The sequence below is a fragment of the Pseudomonas putida genome (assembly GCF_002906855.1).
Taxonomy (GTDB): domain Bacteria; phylum Pseudomonadota; class Gammaproteobacteria; order Pseudomonadales; family Pseudomonadaceae; genus Aquipseudomonas; species Aquipseudomonas putida_N.
Window position 1 is genome coordinate 2,281,538 of the sequence record NZ_MINI01000028.1, and the last position, 17,160, is coordinate 2,298,697.

Annotated in this window: 15 protein-coding genes; 8 read left to right on the plus strand and 7 right to left on the minus strand. The window is 62.9% G+C overall.

Translation table 11 applies throughout. The annotated features are described in order from the left end of the window. Positions 1 to 8: 8 nt before the first annotated feature. The 7 genes from BGP85_RS10950 to BGP85_RS10980 all read left to right on the plus strand — a co-directional run bounded on the left by BGP85_RS10950 (position 9) and on the right by BGP85_RS10980 (position 8,417). Positions 9 to 986, plus strand: a complete 978-nt coding sequence (locus BGP85_RS10950) for a glycosyltransferase family 2 protein (protein WP_103447180.1) — start codon at positions 9 to 11, stop codon at positions 984 to 986. 7 nt (positions 987 to 993) lie between these two features. After that, a complete protein-coding gene (locus tag BGP85_RS10955) occupies positions 994 to 1,941 on the plus strand; it encodes a DUF535 family protein (protein WP_103447181.1) in 948 nt (315 codons plus the stop codon). 22 nt (positions 1,942 to 1,963) lie between these two features. Continuing rightward, on the plus strand, positions 1,964 to 3,169 hold the full coding sequence (locus BGP85_RS10960; RefSeq protein WP_103447182.1) for a glycosyltransferase: 1,206 nt from the start codon (positions 1,964 to 1,966) through the stop codon (positions 3,167 to 3,169). Beyond that, positions 3,163 to 4,350, plus strand: coding sequence for a glycosyltransferase family 2 protein (locus tag BGP85_RS10965; protein ID WP_103447183.1), 1,188 nt, complete (start codon positions 3,163 to 3,165; stop codon positions 4,348 to 4,350). The genes BGP85_RS10960 and BGP85_RS10965 overlap by 7 nt, the downstream gene beginning before the upstream one ends. Further along, a complete protein-coding gene (locus BGP85_RS10970; RefSeq protein ID WP_103447184.1) occupies positions 4,350 to 5,099 on the plus strand; it encodes a WecB/TagA/CpsF family glycosyltransferase in 750 nt (249 codons plus the stop codon). The genes BGP85_RS10965 and BGP85_RS10970 overlap by 1 nt, the downstream gene beginning before the upstream one ends. A 196-nt stretch (positions 5,100 to 5,295) precedes the next feature. Next, positions 5,296 to 6,720: an undecaprenyl-phosphate glucose phosphotransferase gene (locus tag BGP85_RS10975; protein ID WP_103447185.1), complete on the plus strand. Its 1,425-nt coding sequence runs from the start codon at positions 5,296 to 5,298 to the stop codon at positions 6,718 to 6,720. 35 nt (positions 6,721 to 6,755) lie between these two features. Next, positions 6,756 to 8,417 carry a phosphoethanolamine transferase gene (locus BGP85_RS10980; protein WP_103447186.1) on the plus strand — a complete coding sequence of 554 codons (1,662 nt, stop codon included), beginning with the start codon at positions 6,756 to 6,758 and terminating at the stop codon, positions 8,415 to 8,417. Here the strand turns inward: BGP85_RS10980 and BGP85_RS10985 are convergent, their stop codons facing one another. After that, positions 8,418 to 9,362: a LysR substrate-binding domain-containing protein gene (locus BGP85_RS10985; protein ID WP_103447187.1), complete on the minus strand. Its 945-nt coding sequence runs from the start codon at positions 9,360 to 9,362 to the stop codon at positions 8,418 to 8,420. It abuts the gene before it with no gap. Between the two features lie 146 nt (positions 9,363 to 9,508). Between BGP85_RS10985 and BGP85_RS10990 the strand changes: the two genes are divergently transcribed. Continuing rightward, positions 9,509 to 10,885 carry an L-serine ammonia-lyase gene (locus tag BGP85_RS10990; protein ID WP_103447188.1) on the plus strand — a complete coding sequence of 459 codons (1,377 nt, stop codon included), beginning with the start codon at positions 9,509 to 9,511 and terminating at the stop codon, positions 10,883 to 10,885. 48 nt (positions 10,886 to 10,933) lie between these two features. On the opposite strand, the gene BGP85_RS10995 is transcribed toward BGP85_RS10990, so the two are convergent. From BGP85_RS10995 to BGP85_RS11020, 6 genes are all read right to left on the minus strand, one after another. After that, entirely contained in the window at positions 10,934 to 11,389 is a 456-nt protein-coding gene (locus BGP85_RS10995) for a DUF1842 domain-containing protein (RefSeq protein ID WP_103447189.1), read from the minus strand. Positions 11,390 to 11,408: 19 nt separating this feature from the next. Next, entirely contained in the window at positions 11,409 to 11,990 is a 582-nt protein-coding gene (locus tag BGP85_RS11000; RefSeq protein ID WP_103447190.1) for a DUF1842 domain-containing protein, read from the minus strand. A 249-nt stretch (positions 11,991 to 12,239) separates the two neighbouring features. Further along, positions 12,240 to 12,917 carry a DUF3313 domain-containing protein gene (locus tag BGP85_RS11005; protein ID WP_103448246.1) on the minus strand — a complete coding sequence of 226 codons (678 nt, stop codon included), beginning with the start codon at positions 12,915 to 12,917 and terminating at the stop codon, positions 12,240 to 12,242. Positions 12,918 to 13,297: 380 nt separating this feature from the next. Continuing rightward, on the minus strand, positions 13,298 to 14,593 hold the full coding sequence (locus tag BGP85_RS11010; protein WP_103447191.1) for an NAD(P)/FAD-dependent oxidoreductase: 1,296 nt from the start codon (positions 14,591 to 14,593) through the stop codon (positions 13,298 to 13,300). A gap of 14 nt (positions 14,594 to 14,607) precedes the next feature. Beyond that, complete coding sequence (locus BGP85_RS11015; protein WP_103447192.1) at positions 14,608 to 15,696, minus strand: polyamine ABC transporter substrate-binding protein; 1,089 nt, start codon at positions 15,694 to 15,696, stop codon at positions 14,608 to 14,610. 66 nt (positions 15,697 to 15,762) lie between these two features. Beyond that, the gene (locus BGP85_RS11020; RefSeq protein ID WP_103447193.1) at positions 15,763 to 17,121 is read right to left on the minus strand and encodes a glutamine synthetase family protein; all 1,359 of its coding nucleotides are present in this window, start codon (positions 17,119 to 17,121) and stop codon (positions 15,763 to 15,765) included. Positions 17,122 to 17,160 lie beyond the last annotated feature (39 nt).

The window sequence follows — 17,160 nt, forward strand, 5'->3', positions numbered from 1 at the left end:
GTGAGCTCATGGCGACAGGCATTGGAGTGGTGGTGATCGGCCGCAATGAGGGCCAGCGCCTGGAGCGCTGCCTATTGTCGCTGATGGGGCGTGCGGACCAACTGGTGTACGTGGACTCCGGCTCCTCCGACGGCTCGGTACAGCTGGCGCATCGGCTGGGCGTCGAAGTGGTGGCGCTGGACATGACCCAGCCCTTTACCGCTGCACGAGCGCGCAACGAAGGCTTTGCCTGCCTGCAAGGCATCGTGCCCTGTATCCGTCATGTGCAGTTTGTCGATGGCGATTGTGAAGTAGATGCCAACTGGCTGGGCAAGGCCCAGGCGTTTCTCGACCAGCACCCGGACGTGGCAGTGGTGTGCGGGCGTCGCCGTGAACGCTTCCCGCAACGCTCGGTGTACAACCTGCTGTGCGACCTGGAATGGGACACGCCAGTGGGGGAGGCCAAAGCCTGCGGGGGCGATGCGCTGATGCGTGTCGACGCCTTCATGGCGGTGTCCGGTTTTCGCCCGGAACTAATTGCCGGCGAAGAGCCGGAGCTGTGCGTGCGCTTGCGTGCAGGAGGCTGGAAGATCTGGCGCCTGCCCGATGAAATGACCCTCCACGATGCCGCCATGACCCGTTTCGGGCAATGGTGGCGGCGCAGTCTACGTGCCGGCTATGCCTACGCCGAAGGTGCTTACCTGCATGGCCAGACGCCGGAGCGCCATTGGTTGCGTGAGTCACGGCGCGCCTGGTTATGGGGCCTGAACCTGCCGCTGGCGATACTCGCCATGAGCCTGTTGACGGGCGGTTGGGGGCTGTTGTTGTTGCTGATCTATCCGCTGCAGATCGTGCGCCTGGCCCGCCGGGGCGAGCGTTCGGCGCGGGAAAACTGGTGGCAGGCGGTGTTTCTGGTGCTGGGCAAGTTCCCGGAAATGCTCGGCCAGGCGAAGTTCCTGCTGAACAGGTATGCGGCCGGCAAGGCGCTGCTGATCGAGTACAAATGACATGACGATGACGTTCAGATCGCTGGCCAAGAGTGTGCTCACCTTACAGCCCGGTTATTCGCTGCGCGCGCTCAACAACAAGTACAAGTTGACGGTATCCATGGCCCGGGAGTGGTCCGGCTTGCAGGCCTTTGCCCAGCGCATGTCACGGGCACTGGGCCAGGACCGCTTCGAGCGGCTGGGCGTCGATTGCATTGGCGTCGTTCAGTGGCCTTACATCAGCAAATGCTGGAGCGCCCCGCAGCGTCTGGAAGCGGTGGCGTCGCACTATGAAGTGGTCGCTGCACACTGTGCCCCGTTGCTGCTGTTGCGGCGTGACGAGCACCGGCAGCTGTGCGACCTGTCGGCGTACTCCAGCGGCTGCAGCCTGGTGCTCGACCGGCCGATCTGGTTCAAGCGCGAAGGTGAGCTGGTGATCAACCTGTTCCAGCGCGAACTGCGCGTGGCCTCGCTCGCCTTTACCCTATGCCGTGAAGCGCAGGGCTTGTGCCTGTATATCGGCGCAGTGCAGGGCATCCACAAGGGCGTGGACAGCGAGACCTCGCTGACGATCTACCGCGACCTGACCAAGGACTTCGAAGGCTTGCGCCCCAGAAGCCTGTTGATCGAAGCGATCAAGTGCGTAGCAAGAACGCTGGGGGCCGTGTGTATCTATGCGGTGGGGGACGATTACCGCCACCATCGCCATCCCTATTTTGGCACCGACAAGCATCAGGATCTGGCGGCCAACTACGATGTGATCTGGCAGGAAAACGGCGCCGGTCCTTCGGACCGCGAGGACTTTTTCACCATCCCCTTGGCACCTGCGCAGCGCGCGGTAGAGGAAGTCGCAGCGAAGAAACGGGCCATGTACCGCAGGCGCCATGCGTTGCTGGATGACGCGTTCGGCCAGATACAGGCGGCCTTGGCCGGCAGCCCTGTGCAGCATGGCACGGCAAGCCTGGCCATTCAGTAAACGGACACAGATTCGGGGCACTATGCGCATCGCTTATTTCATCAATCAGTATCCCAAGGTCAGTCACAGTTTCATCCGCCGTGAAATACTGGCACTGGAGCGCCAGGGCATTGAAGTGCAACGTATTGCCTTGCGAGGCTGGGATGCCGAGCTGCACGATGACCAGGACCTGGCAGAACGCGGCAAGACGCGCTATGTGCTGCAGCAGGGGGTGAGGGGCTTGCTGAAACCGTTGGCAGAAATCGTGCGGGCACAACCCAAACGGTTTCTTGGTGCCCTGCGCCTGGCGCTTCGCCTGGGCTGGCGCGCTGATCGCCCATGGCCCTACCACCTGATCTACCTGGCCGAAGCGTGCCGGGTGGTGCAATGGCTGCAGGCCTCCGCTGCGGAGCATGTGCACGCGCACTTCGGCACCAACTCGACCGAGGTGGTGATGCTGGCCAATGCCCTTGGCGGGCCGGCCTACAGCTTCACCGTGCATGGGCCGGAAGAATTCGACAAGGCGCAGATCCTGCACCTGGGTGAGAAGGTGCGGCGGGCCGCTTTCGTGGCTGCCGTCAGCTCTTTCGGTCGTAGCCAGTTGTACCGCTGGGTGGCCCATGAGCATTGGGGCAAGGTCAAGGTCGTGCATTGTGGCCTGGAGCGCAGTTTCCACGAGGGCACCGCGCTTGCACCGCCCGCTGCGCCTCGGCTGGTTTGCGTGGGACGTCTGTGCGAGCAGAAAGGCCAGCTGCTGCTGATCGAGGCGGCGCGTAGCCTGGCGAGCCGGGGCGTGGCCTTCGAACTGGTCTTGGCCGGCGATGGTGAATTGCGTGGCCCGATTGAGGCGCTTATCGCCCGCCATGGCTTGCAGGCGCAAGTGCGCATCACCGGCTGGATCAGCAGTGCACAGGTGCGGGACGAACTCCTCGCCGCGCGTGCCCTGGTGCTGCCCAGTTTTGCCGAGGGCTTGCCGGTGGTGATCATGGAGGCCATGGCGTTGCGCCGGCCAGTGCTTACCACCTACGTGGCCGGTATTCCCGAACTGGTCCACCCGGGTGATAACGGCTGGTTGTTCCCGGCAGGTTCCGCCGAGGCGTTGACCGAGGCCATGCTCGACTGCCTGCAGCAACCGGTGGAGGTTCTGCAGCGCATGGGCGAGGCTGCCTACCAGCGCGTGCTCAAGCGCCACGACATCGATACTGAAGCCGCCAGGCTGGTCGGCCATTTCAAGGTGCCGACATGCTGACCCTGTTGAGCGGGTTGTTGGGCCTGGCGGCGCTGCTGGTCTTGTTGCCGACGCTGGTGCTGTTTACCCAGGTGGTGCTGGCCTGCCTGCCTGCGCCTGTGCGAGGCGCCCGGCAAGGTCCTCGTGCACGGGTTGCCGTGCTGGTGCCCGCGCACAACGAGGCATCGCTGATCGCGTCCACGCTTGCCAGCATCAGGCCGCAATTGCGTGAAGGCGACCAGCTGCTGGTGGTCGCGGACAACTGCACGGACCAGACCGCAAGCCTGGCCCGCGAAGCGGGCGCGCACGTGGTCGAGCGCCAGGATCAACAGCTTCGAGGCAAGGGCTATGCATTGGACTTCGGGGTGCAGCATCTGCGCCAGTCGCCCCCTGAGGTACTGATCATCATCGACGCAGACTGCCAGGTAGGCGCGGGTGCGCTCGAGCACTTGGCGCACTGTTGTGGCGACAACGCCCGGCCCGCGCAAGCGCTGTATCTGATGCATGCGCCTGCCGGCGCCGGGTTGAAGGTGCAGGTCGCCGCCTTTGCCTGGCGAGTGAAGAACCTGGTCCGCCCGCGTGGTTGGGCCCGGGCGGGCTTGCCCTGTCAGTTGATGGGGGCGGGCATGGCCTTTGCCTGGCAAGACGTGTCGGCCGTCAACCTGGCAACCGGGCACCTGGTCGAAGACCTGAAGCTGGGCCTGGAGTGTGCTGCGCTTGGCAAGCCGCCGCTGTTTTGCCCGGAGGCTGTCGTCAACAGCCACTTCCCCACCAGCCAGGAAGGCCTGAGCATCCAGCGCAAGCGTTGGGAGCATGGTCACCTGGGGGTGGTGCTGGCCGAGGGGCCAAGGCTTCTGGGCCGCGCGCTGTTGCAACGCAACTGGCCGCTGTTGGGCATGGCCGCCGACCTGCTGGTGCCGCCGCTGGCCTTGTTGTCAATGCTGCTGATGGCGCTTTTTGCACTCACCTGGCTGGCGTTCGGGGTATTCGATGTGCTGTTGCCAGCGCTGCTTGCCACGCTGGCGTTGGGCCTGCTCGGCGCTGCTGTCATGCTGGCGTGGGTGCGCTTTGCACGGGAGCTGATCCCGTTTGCGGTACTGATGTACACGCCGTTCTATGCGGCCAAAAAGATCCCCCTGTACCTGGGGTTTCTACTCAAGCGCCAGGTGGACTGGGTGCGTTCGAAGCGGGATGACAGCTGATGGAAGCATGGGCCTGGCTGCAACGCTGGAAGTCGGTCATGGGCAAGCTGCGTCTGGTTCAGGATGCAACCGACGAACAACGCCTGCTGGCGTCGCTGAGTTCACCACAGCGGGCAACCGTGCTGGGCTTCGTCAACGCCCATGCCATGAACCTGGTCGCGGGCAAGGCCGATTACTGTCAGGCACTGGCGGCAGCGGACGTGCTGCTGCGTGACGGTGCCGGCATGGCGATATTGCTGCGGCGCCTGGGGCTGGCCCCCGGGCTCAACATGAACGGCACGGACTTCATCCCCAAGCTGCTTGCGGCCTTCAACGGCAGGCGCGTGGCATTCTGGGGGACGTGCGAGCCGTTCCTGTCCGCGGCCGCTCAGCGCTGCGAAGCGCAGTATGGCGTGCACGTGGTGTCACGGCACGATGGCTTTGCCGAGGTGGACACCTACTTCGGCCTCGCCCAGGCTCACCAGCCAGCGCTGATCGTGCTGGGCATGGGAATGCCCAAACAGGAGCAGGTGGCCGCTCGGCTGGCGGCGCTCGACGGCCCCTGCCTGATCGTGTGCGGCGGCGCCATTGTCGACTTTCTGGGTGGCAAGGTAACGCGAGCCCCCCTCTGGGTACGGCGGTTGAACGGTGAGTGGGTTTTCAGGTTGCTCAAAGAGCCGAAGCGCCTGTTTACGCGCTATGTGATTGGTAATCCGTTGTTCCTGTTGCGTGCGCTGCTCTATGCCAGGGCGCCTGCGCATCGGGCTTAGCGATGAAGCTGAATGCTGCCTGTCGGGGTGGTCGAACGGCTCCGCAGCAAACGTCGGGTGCTGCTACAGTGATATCAATCGACACGGGGCGCCGTGCTGCAGAATTTCAAAGGTTTTTCAGGTAGCTGAGGTGAGTTTCCATCGCTTCGTCGTGATGGTCAGGCATTTGCCACACACAGATCAGTGAGGCCTTACGATGGTGTTCGAACCCAGAAGCAGCCGGTCATTGCTCCAGCGTAGAAGCAGCGTCAGCAACGCCATTCAAGCGGGCCTTGACGGGATTGCCGTCACCGGTGTGGCGTGGTATCTGATATACGACCAGTTCGGCTACATCACCTCGGACTACGTGATCATGCTCCTTCTGCTGATCGGTGCGCTGGCGGTCATTTATGACCACTACGCCATCTATCGCAGCAATGTAGGGCTTTCGGTAAAGGCCTTCCGGCTGTTCAAGGCCTGGTCGGCGACATTCTGTTTCCTGGTGGTCATCGCCTTCCTGACCAAGCAGAGCGAAACCTATTCCCGCCTGCTGGTCGTGCAACTGTTTGTCATCGGCTATATCGTGCAGTTGTTCCTGCACGTGGCCATGCGCGAGTTGCAGAAGCGCTTCACCGCCCACGCGCGGCTGGATAACGCGTTAATCATCGGCAATGGCGACCTGGCCAACTTCCTGTATCAAAAGATCAGCAACAACCCGTGGTTCGGTGAGCGGGTGATGGGCTGCATCTGGGTCGATCAGGAAGAGGACTCGGAGCGTGAGGCGCAACAAGATGCAAAGCAGCGCCTGCCGGTGTTGGGCAGCATCGCCGATCTGGACGAGATCATTGCCCAACATGGCATTCGCACGGTGTACCTGGTAACGCCCCTTGGCGGTTCCGCAGTCATTCAGGATGTGTACCTCAAGCTGCTCGACAAGTGCATCGCGGTCAATTGGGTGCCGGACATCTTCTCGTTGCGCCTGATCAACCACAGCGTGCGTGAAATTGCCGGGATTCCGGTGCTGACCCTGTCGGAAACGCCGCTGACCGGGACCAGCCTGTTCCTGAAGAACCTTGAGGACCGCGTGCTGGCCGCGCTCATCCTGCTGTGCGCATCGCCGGTGTTGCTGGCGGTCGCATTGATCATCAAGTTCGACAGCCCGGGGCCGGTGTTCTTCCGCCAGGACCGCACGGGTTGGACCGGGGAGTCGTTCCGCATCTGGAAATTCCGCAGCATGCACGTGCATCAGCCGGAAAACGGCGTGGTCGAGCAGGCGCAGCGTAATGACAAGCGGCTGACCCGGGTTGGCGCATTCATTCGGCGCACCAGCCTCGATGAGCTGCCGCAGCTGTTCAACGTACTGACCGGCGACATGTCGCTGGTCGGCCCGCGTCCTCATGCCTTGCAGCACGACACCCTGTACTCCCAGGACATCGTCGATTACTTCGCCCGCCACAACATCAAGCCCGGCATGACCGGCCTTGCGCAAGTGCGTGGCTATCGGGGTGAAACCAAGGACATCGAGCAGATGATCCAGCGGGTCAATTCGGACATCGAGTACATCAACAACTGGTCGTTGTGGCTCGACTTCGTGATCCTGGTGCGAACGCTCAATGCCTTCACCGGCAAGCAGGCTTACTGACGCCGGAATCCGGCTTGGCGTAAGGGGGAGGGGGCATGAGCCTCTTGTCAGCGGGTGGGGCAGGTGCCGCCAGGCTGTTGAAAGCCGAGTGGCCCTCGCTGGTGTTATGGGCGTTTCTGTTTTCGCCGCTGCTGGCCAGGCTGTTGGCGGATTGCCAATGCGCGAAGATCGACTTACTGGTCTTGTACACCTTTGCCATTTCATTTTTGTGGCTGCTGGCAATCCGTTTCGCATCCGCCAATCAATTCAAGGTGCATTTGCTGCTGTTGCCCTTCTACTTGTTGGCGAGCATCGATCTGTTCGTCGTGCTGAACTTCGGTTCGCGCCTGACGGCGGCCTACCTGTTCATTGCCTTGACCAATTACAAGGAAGCGACGGATTTCTTCGCCACCTACTGGCGCTCGATCGCCGGCATTCTGGCTGTGTTCGTATTGTGCTACGGGGTGGGGCTGGCCGGATTACGTGGCCGTCGGCTGTACCGCAACAAAGCAATTCTTGTGCTGGCGCTAGGCGGCTTGCTGCTGGGCTATGGGGCTTACTTCTACAAGACCGTCAAGGCCAACTCGCTGAGTAAAGGGGCAGTGCTCGACCTGGTGGCGAAAGACCAGAGCACGCCCGTCGGTTACCTTTCGCAGATCGGCCTGACGGCGACCTTGTATGTGGAGTCCAAGGGGTACATCAAACAGCGCCTGGCGTCAGAGGTGAAGATCACCAGCATCTCCGACCAGGCCGATATCGATGCCCTGGTGTTCGTGATCGGCGAGTCTTCGCGCCCGCACAACTGGTCGTTGTACGGCTACCAGAACAGGACCACCCCCCACCTCGATCAGCAACCTGGGCTGTTCAAGTTCAACCGCATGTGCACGACCGCGCCCTACACCTCGGTCGCCGTGCCTTCGCTGCTCAGCCTGGAACCGATCCGTGACTGGGACCTGATTGCGTCGAACAAATCGCTGGTAGGGATCTTGCGCGCGGCCGGCTACGACACCTACTGGCTGTCCTCACAGGAGGTCGACAGCTTTGGTGGGATCATTCCGCAGATTGCCGCTGAAGCTCAATACCGCCAGTACCTGGAACGCAGCTATGACGGATCGCTGATACCGGTGTTACAGAGCGTGCTGGGCAAGGCCAATGGGCACCGGCAGGCGATATTCATTCATATCAAGGGCAGCCACTTCGAATACGCGCGGCGTTTCCCAAGCGACTTCGCCCAGTTCAAGCCTGCCAGCGGTAGCCAGAAAGACCGGATCACCGCCGATTACGACAACTCGGTGCTGTATACCGATTGGCTACTGTCCTCGATCATGCAGCAACTGACGGTCAGCCAGAAGAAAGCGCTGCTGGTCTACTCGTCGGACCACGGCGAGAACCTGCTGGATGACAGCCGGCAACTGTTGGGCCATGGCATAGGCAACGAGTATGACCTGGCGACGTCGGCGTTTGTCTGGTCCAGCGGCAACCTCTCGCCGGCGCAGTCGGGCAAACTGCAGAAGTTGAAGGCCAGGGAAGATCAGCAGGTCAGCATCGCCTCGCTACCGCATACGTTGCTGAACATGACCGGGATATCGATGCCGGGCTATGACAGCACGCAGGACTTGCTCAGCGATGACTTCAAGACCTCGCAATGCCCGCATCTGCTCGGCACCGGCTATGTGCCGTCGTTCAACTTCGACATCAAGCACATCGCCGCCGAGTGATCAGGCGGGTAGCACCAGTGAGTGCAAAGTACGGAAACCTTGGGCTTCTTCCACCAGCCAGTCATGCACCGCACGGGCGCCTGGCTGATTCAACCCGCCTGGCGGGTAGTGCACCATGTAGCGCTTGTGGTTGGCGATGGGGTGGCCGAACGGCACGATCAGTGCGCCGCGCTCAAGCTCGTCATTGAGCAGTGTGCGCCGCGCAATGGCCACGCCGATGCCGGCGATCGCCGCTTCGATGGTCAGGTGGTTGCGGTTGAAGGTATGGCCGCGGCGCACATCCAGCCCGCTGGCGCCGATACCTTCCAGGTAGAATTCCCATTCCGCGTATTCCGAACTGCCGCGCCAGGCGGTGATGTCGTGCAGCAACGGGTAATGCATCAGGTCTGCCGGGCCATGCAGCGGTGGGCGGCCGCGCAGCAGCGTGGGTGAACAGACCGGGAAGATCTGTTCGTCCAGCAACGGGGTCGACAGCATGCCGGGGTAACTGCCGTCGTTGAGGTCGATGGCCAGGTCGAAGTCGCCGGGGTGCAAGGCCTGGGCGCTGTCTTCGGCGACCAGGCGCAGTTCGATGTCCGGGTAGCGCTGCTGGAAGCGCGGCAGCCGGGGGGTGAGCCACTTGGCCAGAAACGAAGGGATCGAGCGCAGGCGCAAGGTGCCGCGGATTTCCCCGGCATCCAGACGCACTAGTTCGGCCTCGATGCTGCCATAGGCCTCGGTGACCGTCTGTGCCAGGCGCTGGCCCTCGGCGCTCAGCTCCACACCGCGCGCCCGGCGCAGGAACAGTTTGTAGCCCAAGCGTTCTTCGAGCTGGCGCATCTGCTGGCTGACCGCACCGGGGGTGATGTGCAGCTCTTCGGCGCAGCGGGTGAACGACAGGTGCCGCGCCGCACAAGAGAAGACATGCAGCCAGACGAACATCTGGCCATTGAGTTGCCGTCGCATTGTTTAGCCCTGCTAAAGCCTTGCTTAGAAAGTTTCGTTGGTCATCTGCCAGCGAGCGCGGCAGTATCGCGCAAATTGGCAATACCGTTCAATTTTCTCAGATAACCGTGCGGCAGCATTCAGCGCCGACACGGTCAGGCATTAGCATGGCTATCAGTGTTTTCGACCTTTTCAAGATTGGCATCGGCCCGTCCAGCTCCCACACCGTAGGCCCGATGCGGGCGGCGGCGAGTTTTGCCCAGGCGTTGCGCGAGCAAGGCCTGCTGGCGCAGGTGCAGCGCATCGAAGTGCGGCTGTACGGTTCGCTTTCCGCCACCGGGGTAGGCCATGCCACTGATCGCGCCTGCCTGCTCGGCCTGATGGGCCAGTGGCCGGACCGCATCGACCCGGCCTCCATCGAACCGCGCATCAACCAGTTGCTGCAGGAGCAGTGCCTGATGCTCGATGGCAGCCATCCGCTGACGTTCCAGTACGCCCGCGACATGCTGTTGCTGGACGAAAGCCTGCCTTATCACCCCAATGCCATGACCCTTGAGGCTTTGGGCGGGCAGGGCTGCCTGTTGCAGCAGACCTACTATTCCATCGGCGGCGGCTTCATCGTCGAGCAGAGCGAGATCGATGCACCGCAGGCCGAGGCCAATACCGTTCACCTGCCGTACGAGTTTTCCAGCGGCGCCGAACTGCTGGCCCTGTGCAAGGCCAGCAACCTGAGCGTTGGCCAACTGATGCTGGCCAACGAGTGCGCCTGGCGGCCAGAAGCCGAGGTGCGCGAAGGCCTGTTGCGGATCTGGGCGGCGATGCGCGACTGTGTCGACAACGGCCTACGCAACGAAGGCGTCCTGCCCGGCGGGCTCAACGTCAAGCGACGTGCCGCACGGTTGCACCGCAGCCTGCAGGAGGCCGGGCAGCCCAACGTGATCGGTTCGACCTTGAGCGCCATGGAGTGGGTCAACTTGTTTGCCCTGGCGGTCAACGAAGAAAATGCCGCCGGCGGGCGCATGGTCACAGCGCCCACCAATGGCGCCGCGGGCATTATCCCGGCTGTGTTGCATTACTACATGAAGTTCAACCCGAGCGCCTGTGACGACGATGTGGTGGCGTTTCTGCTGGCCGCTGCCGCAGTCGGCATCCTGTGCAAGAAGAATGCATCGATCTCGGGGGCTGAGGTCGGTTGCCAGGGCGAGGTTGGCTCGGCCTGCTCGATGGCTGCTGCGGGCTTGGCCGAAGTGTTGGGCGCCACACCGCCACAACTGGAAAACGCCGCCGAAATCGCCCTGGAGCATAACCTCGGGCTGACCTGTGACCCGGTCGGCGGGCTGGTCCAGGTGCCGTGCATCGAGCGCAATGCGATCGCGGCGGTGAAGGCGATCAATGCCGTGCAGATGGCGTTGCGCGGTGATGGCGAGCACTTCATCTCGCTTGACCGTGTCATCCGCACCATGCGCGATACCGGCGCCGATATGCATGCCAACTACAAGGAGACGTCGCGCGGTGGCCTGGCGGTAGCGTTCGTCGAGTGTTGATCGGCGTTGCGCCGGCAAGTGGCCTTGCCGGCGAACGCTGCTTGCGGGTTACACGCTTTCCAGCTGGCTGACGGCAGCCTTCAGCCGCTGCGTCAATTGCGGACGGCCCTGGTGGGTCACATCCGGCGCCTTGCGCACTCGCCCGTGCTGGTCGACCCAGTGGCCGTTGCTGAAGTACCGGTAGCTGGCCGAGCCATTGTTCCAACCGGTTTCCAGCAGACCGTGCAGATGGAAGGTCTGTGCGATCTGGCTGAGCGGGCCGCTGGGGCTGCCGTCCAGGCTCAGGACGATCGACGGCGCGCCGGCCGGCGCGAATTGCAGCTCGCTGTAGTCACCCCACACGTTGGCCTGGAATGGCTGCGACGGGTAGGTGGCCTGGCTGGCGCGAGCCTTGCCGGAGACCTTCTTGGTCACGGTGTTGACCAGCAGGTCGAGGGTCAACGTCGGGGCGCCGACCAAGCCGTTGCTGACGTTCAGGCGAACATGGAACAGTCCGATTGCCATGGTGTCTCTCCTTGTCTACTCAGGCTTTCTTGGCGGCCTTGGTGGCCGGGGACTTGGTCGCTGCGAGGGCCTGATCGAGGCCGCCGGTGGCCAGCTGCTTGAGGTGCGCGAGATCGCCGTTGGCGATGGCGGCCTCAAGGGTGGCGTTGTGCAGTTCGCTGTGCAGGTCGACGTTGGCCAGCTGCTGGATGCGCTGGCCTTCCAGCGTGACCGGGACGTTATCCACGTTCACCCAGCGCTGGCCATTGTAGTACTCGTAGTCGGCCACGCCGTGCTGCCAGCTTGGGTCGAGCAGTGCCCTGAATTTGAACTGCACCGGTGAGTTGGCATGCGGCCCACCCTGGTTGCCCTGGGCGGTGATCAGGATCCTGCCTTCGCTCGGTGGCTGTACGGTGAGGTAGGTGTAGCTGCCCCAGACGTCCAGGTGCAGGTCCAGCGGTGGGTTGATGGCCTGGGTGATCTGGGCCGCGCCGTTAAGGCTACGGTCCGGGGTATAGACCAGCAGGTCCAGTTGCAGGCGCGGGGCGCCGGCGGCGTTGTTGCCGATCTGGTAGGACACCGGGAACAGGCCTACCGAAGGTGCGAGCAGTGAATCAGACATGATTGCCTCCGTTGCATTCGATGAATGAATGACCGTTACACAGCTGCGAAGGTGGGCGGAAAAGGCGGGGAGATGAGGGAGCCGGGCGGCGGTGTTGCTTGCCCGGAGCGAGCGGCCGTTGTCGGCCAGCTTGTGCAACCAGTCCCTGGTCTGCGGTGCCGCCTGCCTGGCAGCCCGCTTGAGTAAAGCAGGGCTGCCTGGCAGTGATGGCGTTTTTGCATTATCTCCGACGAGCGGAGCGGCTTTGTGTTACTTGCTCTTGTTCTTGAGGGTGAGGAAGCTGGCACGCATGTCTTTGGCCCAGCCGTCGAGCACGGGTTTGACATCGTTCAGGGTCAGCTTGGTCTTGTCGTTCTCCAGCTCTTTGCCGGTGCCCTTGCGCACCACCTGGGCCAGTACCTTCTGGTTGGCGCCATCGAGGAAGGCCGCTTCGACGCCGACATCCACTTCCTGGTCGCGGCCGCCCATCGCGGTGTTGACGCCCGCCGAAATCAGCGCGATCGGGATGAATTCGTAAGGTTTGAGGCTTTCATTGCTGGTAGCTACCGCGGTGATCGCCGGGCGTACCACGATGGTGCCCGGGCCGGGCGCCTTGGCCAGGGTCAGCACGCTGCCCATTTCACGGCGCAAGGCATCGTTGAAGTAGCGAGTGATTTCAGCCAGCGTCTGTTGGGAAATGACCGCTGTGGCTTGTGGCTTGGGGTAGAACTGGCTGGGCTCGATGAAGACCTGCGTGTACTGGTTGACATTGACTTTGGGGTCGATCCAGCGCATCACCGGTGCACCAGTTGGGCTTTTGGCTTCCTGCAGGCGACTGTAGTCCTTGAGGAAGCCGGAATAATCCTTCGGGTCCACGCGGTTGCTGGAGCACGCGGCTACAGCGAGCAAAGCGGCACACAACAAGGTAACGCGAGGCAATGATTTCATGATGGTCATGCATCCATTATGGGTCGGCCAGAACAACGCTAGCAGGTGCTTGGCGAATGGCCAGTGGACGTTTGAAAACCCTTTCATGGTTGTGCATGTCTTGAAAATCGTAGTGCCTTTTAGATCGAGCGCCGCCCGCGCGGCGCATCGCGAGCTGCGCTCGCTCCTACGCTTGTTTCGGGCCAATTATTCCTGCGCGATTTGCGCGCGAGCGCTTGGGCGCATGACGCGATATCGCGTCGTAGCAACAAGGCGGTCGCGCGCCGCTGCCACAAGCGTTACTGGCCCGAAACAAGCGTAGGAGCGAGCGCAGCTCGCGATGCGCCGCGCGGGCGGCGCTCGATCTCAAACACGGCGCAGCTTTCAAGGCATACGCCCTGTTATCCCAGCGCCTCCCGCAACCGGTACCACAACATCCCCAGCGCCAGCAGCGGCGAGCGCAGCGCCTTGCCGCCCGGGAACGTCAGGTGTGGCACTGCGCTGAACACATCCAGCCCCTGGCTCTGCCCCAACGCGATGCCTTCGGCCAGCAACTTCGCCGTCCAGTGGGTCACGTTCAGCCCATGGCCGGAATAGCCCTGGGCATAGAAGACGTTGGGGTGTTGGCTCAGCCGCCCCACTTGCGGGAAGCGGTTGGCGGTGATGCCGATCATGCCGCCCCACTGGTAGTCGATGCGCACATCGGCCAGTTGCGGGAACACTTTGAGCACCTTGGGCCGCATGTAGGCCGCGATGTCCTTGGGGTCGCGCCCGGAATAGTGGCAGGCGCCGCCGAACAGCAAGCGGCGATCGGCAGTGAGGCGGTAGTAGTCCAGGCCGACCTTCTGGTCGCACATGGCCATGTTCTGTGGAATCAGCTTGCTCGCCAGTGCTTCCGGCAGCGGTTCGGTTGCCACCACGTAGCTACCGGCCGGCAGCACTTTACCGCTCAGGCGTGGTTCCAGTTCGTCGAGGTGGGCGTTGCAGCCCAGCACCAGGCTCTGTGCCCGCACCTTGCCCCGTGCCGTGTGCAAGGTCACCGTGGGGCCATGTTCGATGCGCAGCACCGGGCTCTGTTCGAAAATACGCACGCCCAGGCCATGGGCCACGCGCGCTTCGCCCTGGACCAGGTCGAGCGGGTGCAGATGGCCTGAGCCCATGTCTACCAGGCCGCCGGCGTACTGGTCGCTCGCGACGATCTCGTGCATGCGCTCGGGCCCGACCAGGCGGGTTTCGTGGCGGTAGCCAAGGCTGGCCAGGTCCTCCTGTTCAGCCTTGAAAGCAGCGAACTGTGCCGGGGTATTGGCCAGTTCGCAGAAGCCCCAGCGCAGGTCGCAGGCGATCGCATATTGTTCGATGCGGCGAGCTACCAGGGCCACCGACTCGATGCCGGCCTGCTGCAGGTAGCGCACACCGTCCTGGCCGACGTAGCGGGCAAAACCGCTGACATCATGGCCGATGCCGCGAATCAGCTGGCCGCCATTGCGCCCGCTGGCGCCCCAGCCGATGCGGCGGCCTTCCAGCAGCACCACGCTGAGCCCGCGTTCAGCCAGTTCCAGCGCGGTGTTGACCCCGGTCAGGCCACCGCCGACCACGCACACGTCAGCGGTCAGTTCGCCGTCGAGGCTGGGGTAGGGCGTCGTGTTGCGCGCCGTGGCGGCGTAGTACGACGCGGTATGTTGGGTATCGAAAGGCATGGCGCGTTCTCGGTTCAACGGTTGGACTTGATCTTGCTCCAGGAGCGGGTCATGACGCGCATGATCTTCGGGCTCGGGGTGCTGGAGATGTACAGCTTGTCCAGTACCGCCTGGGGTGGGTAGATCTCGGGGTTGTCGACCAGCGCCTTGTCCATGTAGGCCTGGGCATCAGGGTTGGCGTTGGCGTAGCCGACCGTTGTGCTGACCTTGGCGATCACCTTCGGGTCAAGCAGGTAGTTGATGAAGGCCAGGGCCTGGTCGGGGTTCTGGGCGTCCTTGGGGATGGCCAGCAGGTCGAACCACAGGTTGCTGCCTTCCTTGGGAATGCTGTAGGCGATCTTCACGCCGTTTTTCGCTTCCGCGGCCCGGTTGGCCGCTTGGAACACGTCGCCGGAATAGCCGAAGGCCACGCAGATGTCACCATTGGCCAAGTCCGAGACGTACTTGGAGGAGTGGAAGTAGGTGATGTACGGGCGCAGTTCGAGCAGGCGCGCTTCGGCCTTGGCATAGTCGCCCGGCTTTTCGCTGCGCGGGTCCATGCCCAGGTAGTTGAGCATCGCCGGGAACAGCTCGTCGGGCGAGTCCATGAAGGCCACGCCGCATTGCTTGAGCTTCTTCAGGTTTTCCGGCTCGAACAGGGTTGCCCAGGAGTCGATATGGTCCACGCCCAGTGCGGCCTTGACCTTTTCGACGTTGTAGCCGATGCCGTTGGTGCCCCACAGGTACGGCACCGCGTACTGGTTGCCGGGGTCGTTCTGCTCAAGCTGCTTGAGCAGCTTCGGGTCCAGGTGCTGCCAGTTCGGCAGCTTGCTGCGGTCCAGCGGCAGGAACGCACCGGCCTGGGCCTGGCGGGCCAGGAAGTGGTTGGAAGGCACCACCACGTCGTAGCCGGTGCGGCCGGCGAGCAGCTTGCCTTCCAGGGTTTCGTTGGAGTCGAACACGTCATAGACGACCTTGATCCCGCTGCTGGCCTGGAAGTCGGCCAGGGTTGTGTCCCCGATGTAGTCGGTCCAGTTGTACACGCTGACGCTGGGCGTGGCCTGTGCGGCGGCGCCGAACAGCAGGGCGAATGTGGCGGGGATCAGGGCTTGCAGATGACGCATGTCGACACCTCGTTGGTCTTGTTCTTGAATTCGGTGCAAGGGGGGGCGGCTGCCGCCCCCGGAAAATCACACGCTCAGCAGCAGGAACTCGCGCTCCCAGGAACTGATGACGCGCTTGAAGTTTTCATGCTCGGCGCGCTTGACCGCCACATAGCCTTGGACGAACTGCTTGCCCAGGTACTGCTGCACGGTTTCGCAATCTTCCATGTGCTGCAGGGCATCCTCGATGGTGATCGGCAACCGCAGGTTGCGCCGCTCATAGGCACGGCCCTGGACCGGCGCGCTCGGCTCGATTCTCTCGACCATGCCCAGGTAACCGCACAGCAAGCTGGCGGCGATCGCCAGGTAAGGGTTGGCGTCGGCACCCGGAAGGCGGTTTTCCACGCGCATGGCATCGGGGCTGGAGGTCGGCACCCGCAGGCCGGCGGTGCGGTTTTCCTCGCCCCACTCGACGTTGACCGGTGCCGAAGTGTCCGGCAGGAAGCGGCGGAACGAGTTGACGTTCGGCGCGAACATCGGCAGCAGCTTGGGGATGTACTTCTGCAGGCCACCGATGTGGTGCAGGAACAGCTCGCTCATGCTGCCATCTTCATTGGCGAATATCGGCTTGCCGGTGGCAATGTCGACCACGCTCTGGTGCAGGTGCATGGCGCTGCCCGGTTCGTCGGTGATCGGCTTGGCCATGAAGGTGGCGGTGACGTTGTGCTTGAGCGCAGCTTCACGCATGGTGCGCTTGAATACGGTGATCTGGTCGGCCAGGTCCAGCGCGTCGCCATGGCGGAAGTTGATCTCCATCTGCGCCGGGCCGTCTTCGTGGATCAGCGTGTCCAGGTCCAGGCCCTGCAGTTCGCACCAGTCGTAGACGTCTTCGAACAGCGGGTCGAATTCGTTGGCAGCGTCGATCGAGAACGACTGACGCCCGCTTTCGGCACGGCCCGAACGGCCCAGCGGTACTTGCAGGGGCAAGTCTGGGTCTTCGCAGCGCTGGGTCAGGTAGAACTCCATTTCCGGCGCGACAATCGGCTGCCAGCCTTTGTCGGCATACAGCTTGAGCACTTTCTTCAGCACGTTGCGCGGCGACAGCTCGATCGGGTTGCCATGCTTGTCGAAGGTGTCGTGGATGACGATGGCGGTGGGCTCGATGGCCCACGGAATCTGGTAGACCGCCGTCGGGTCGGGGCGGCAGATCATGTCGATGTCGGCCGCATCGAGCAGGTTGTAGTAGATGTCGTCGTCGACATAGTCGCCGGTGACCGTCTGCAGCAGCACGCTTTCGGGCAGGCGCATGCCGCGCTCGTGGAGGAATTTGGCGGTCGGTGCGATCTTGCCGCGGGCGATGCCGGTCAGGTCGCTGATCACGCATTCGACTTCAGTGATGCGGTGTTCTTTCAGCCAGGTGGACAGCTGATCGAAGGGGGCGTTCATACAGACCTCTTGGTTGGGTTTCTTGTGTGCGCGGCAGGT

Excerpts from the sequence above, each read along its gene's own strand:
- BGP85_RS11010 (WP_103447191.1), bottom strand. The coding sequence starts at position 14,593 with ATGCCTTTCGATACCCAACATACCGCGTCGTACTACGCCGCCACGGCG.
- BGP85_RS10990 (WP_103447188.1), top strand. The coding sequence starts at position 9,509 with ATGGCTATCAGTGTTTTCGACCTTTTCAAGATTGGCATCGGCCCGTCC.
- BGP85_RS11005 (WP_103448246.1), bottom strand. The coding sequence starts at position 12,917 with ATGAAATCATTGCCTCGCGTTACCTTGTTGTGTGCCGCTTTGCTCGCT.
- BGP85_RS10960 (WP_103447182.1), top strand. The coding sequence starts at position 1,964 with ATGCGCATCGCTTATTTCATCAATCAGTATCCCAAGGTCAGTCACAGT.
- BGP85_RS10950 (WP_103447180.1), top strand. The coding sequence starts at position 9 with ATGGCGACAGGCATTGGAGTGGTGGTGATCGGCCGCAATGAGGGCCAG.
- BGP85_RS11000 (WP_103447190.1), bottom strand. The coding sequence starts at position 11,990 with ATGTCTGATTCACTGCTCGCACCTTCGGTAGGCCTGTTCCCGGTGTCC.
- BGP85_RS10985 (WP_103447187.1), bottom strand. The coding sequence starts at position 9,362 with ATGCGACGGCAACTCAATGGCCAGATGTTCGTCTGGCTGCATGTCTTC.
- BGP85_RS11015 (WP_103447192.1), bottom strand. The coding sequence starts at position 15,696 with ATGCGTCATCTGCAAGCCCTGATCCCCGCCACATTCGCCCTGCTGTTC.
- BGP85_RS10980 (WP_103447186.1), top strand. The coding sequence starts at position 6,756 with ATGAGCCTCTTGTCAGCGGGTGGGGCAGGTGCCGCCAGGCTGTTGAAA.
- BGP85_RS10970 (WP_103447184.1), top strand. The coding sequence starts at position 4,350 with ATGGAAGCATGGGCCTGGCTGCAACGCTGGAAGTCGGTCATGGGCAAG.
- BGP85_RS10965 (WP_103447183.1), top strand. The coding sequence starts at position 3,163 with ATGCTGACCCTGTTGAGCGGGTTGTTGGGCCTGGCGGCGCTGCTGGTC.
- BGP85_RS10975 (WP_103447185.1), top strand. The coding sequence starts at position 5,296 with ATGGTGTTCGAACCCAGAAGCAGCCGGTCATTGCTCCAGCGTAGAAGC.
- BGP85_RS10995 (WP_103447189.1), bottom strand. The coding sequence starts at position 11,389 with ATGGCAATCGGACTGTTCCATGTTCGCCTGAACGTCAGCAACGGCTTG.
- BGP85_RS11020 (WP_103447193.1), bottom strand. The coding sequence starts at position 17,121 with ATGAACGCCCCCTTCGATCAGCTGTCCACCTGGCTGAAAGAACACCGC.
- BGP85_RS10955 (WP_103447181.1), top strand. The coding sequence starts at position 994 with ATGACGTTCAGATCGCTGGCCAAGAGTGTGCTCACCTTACAGCCCGGT.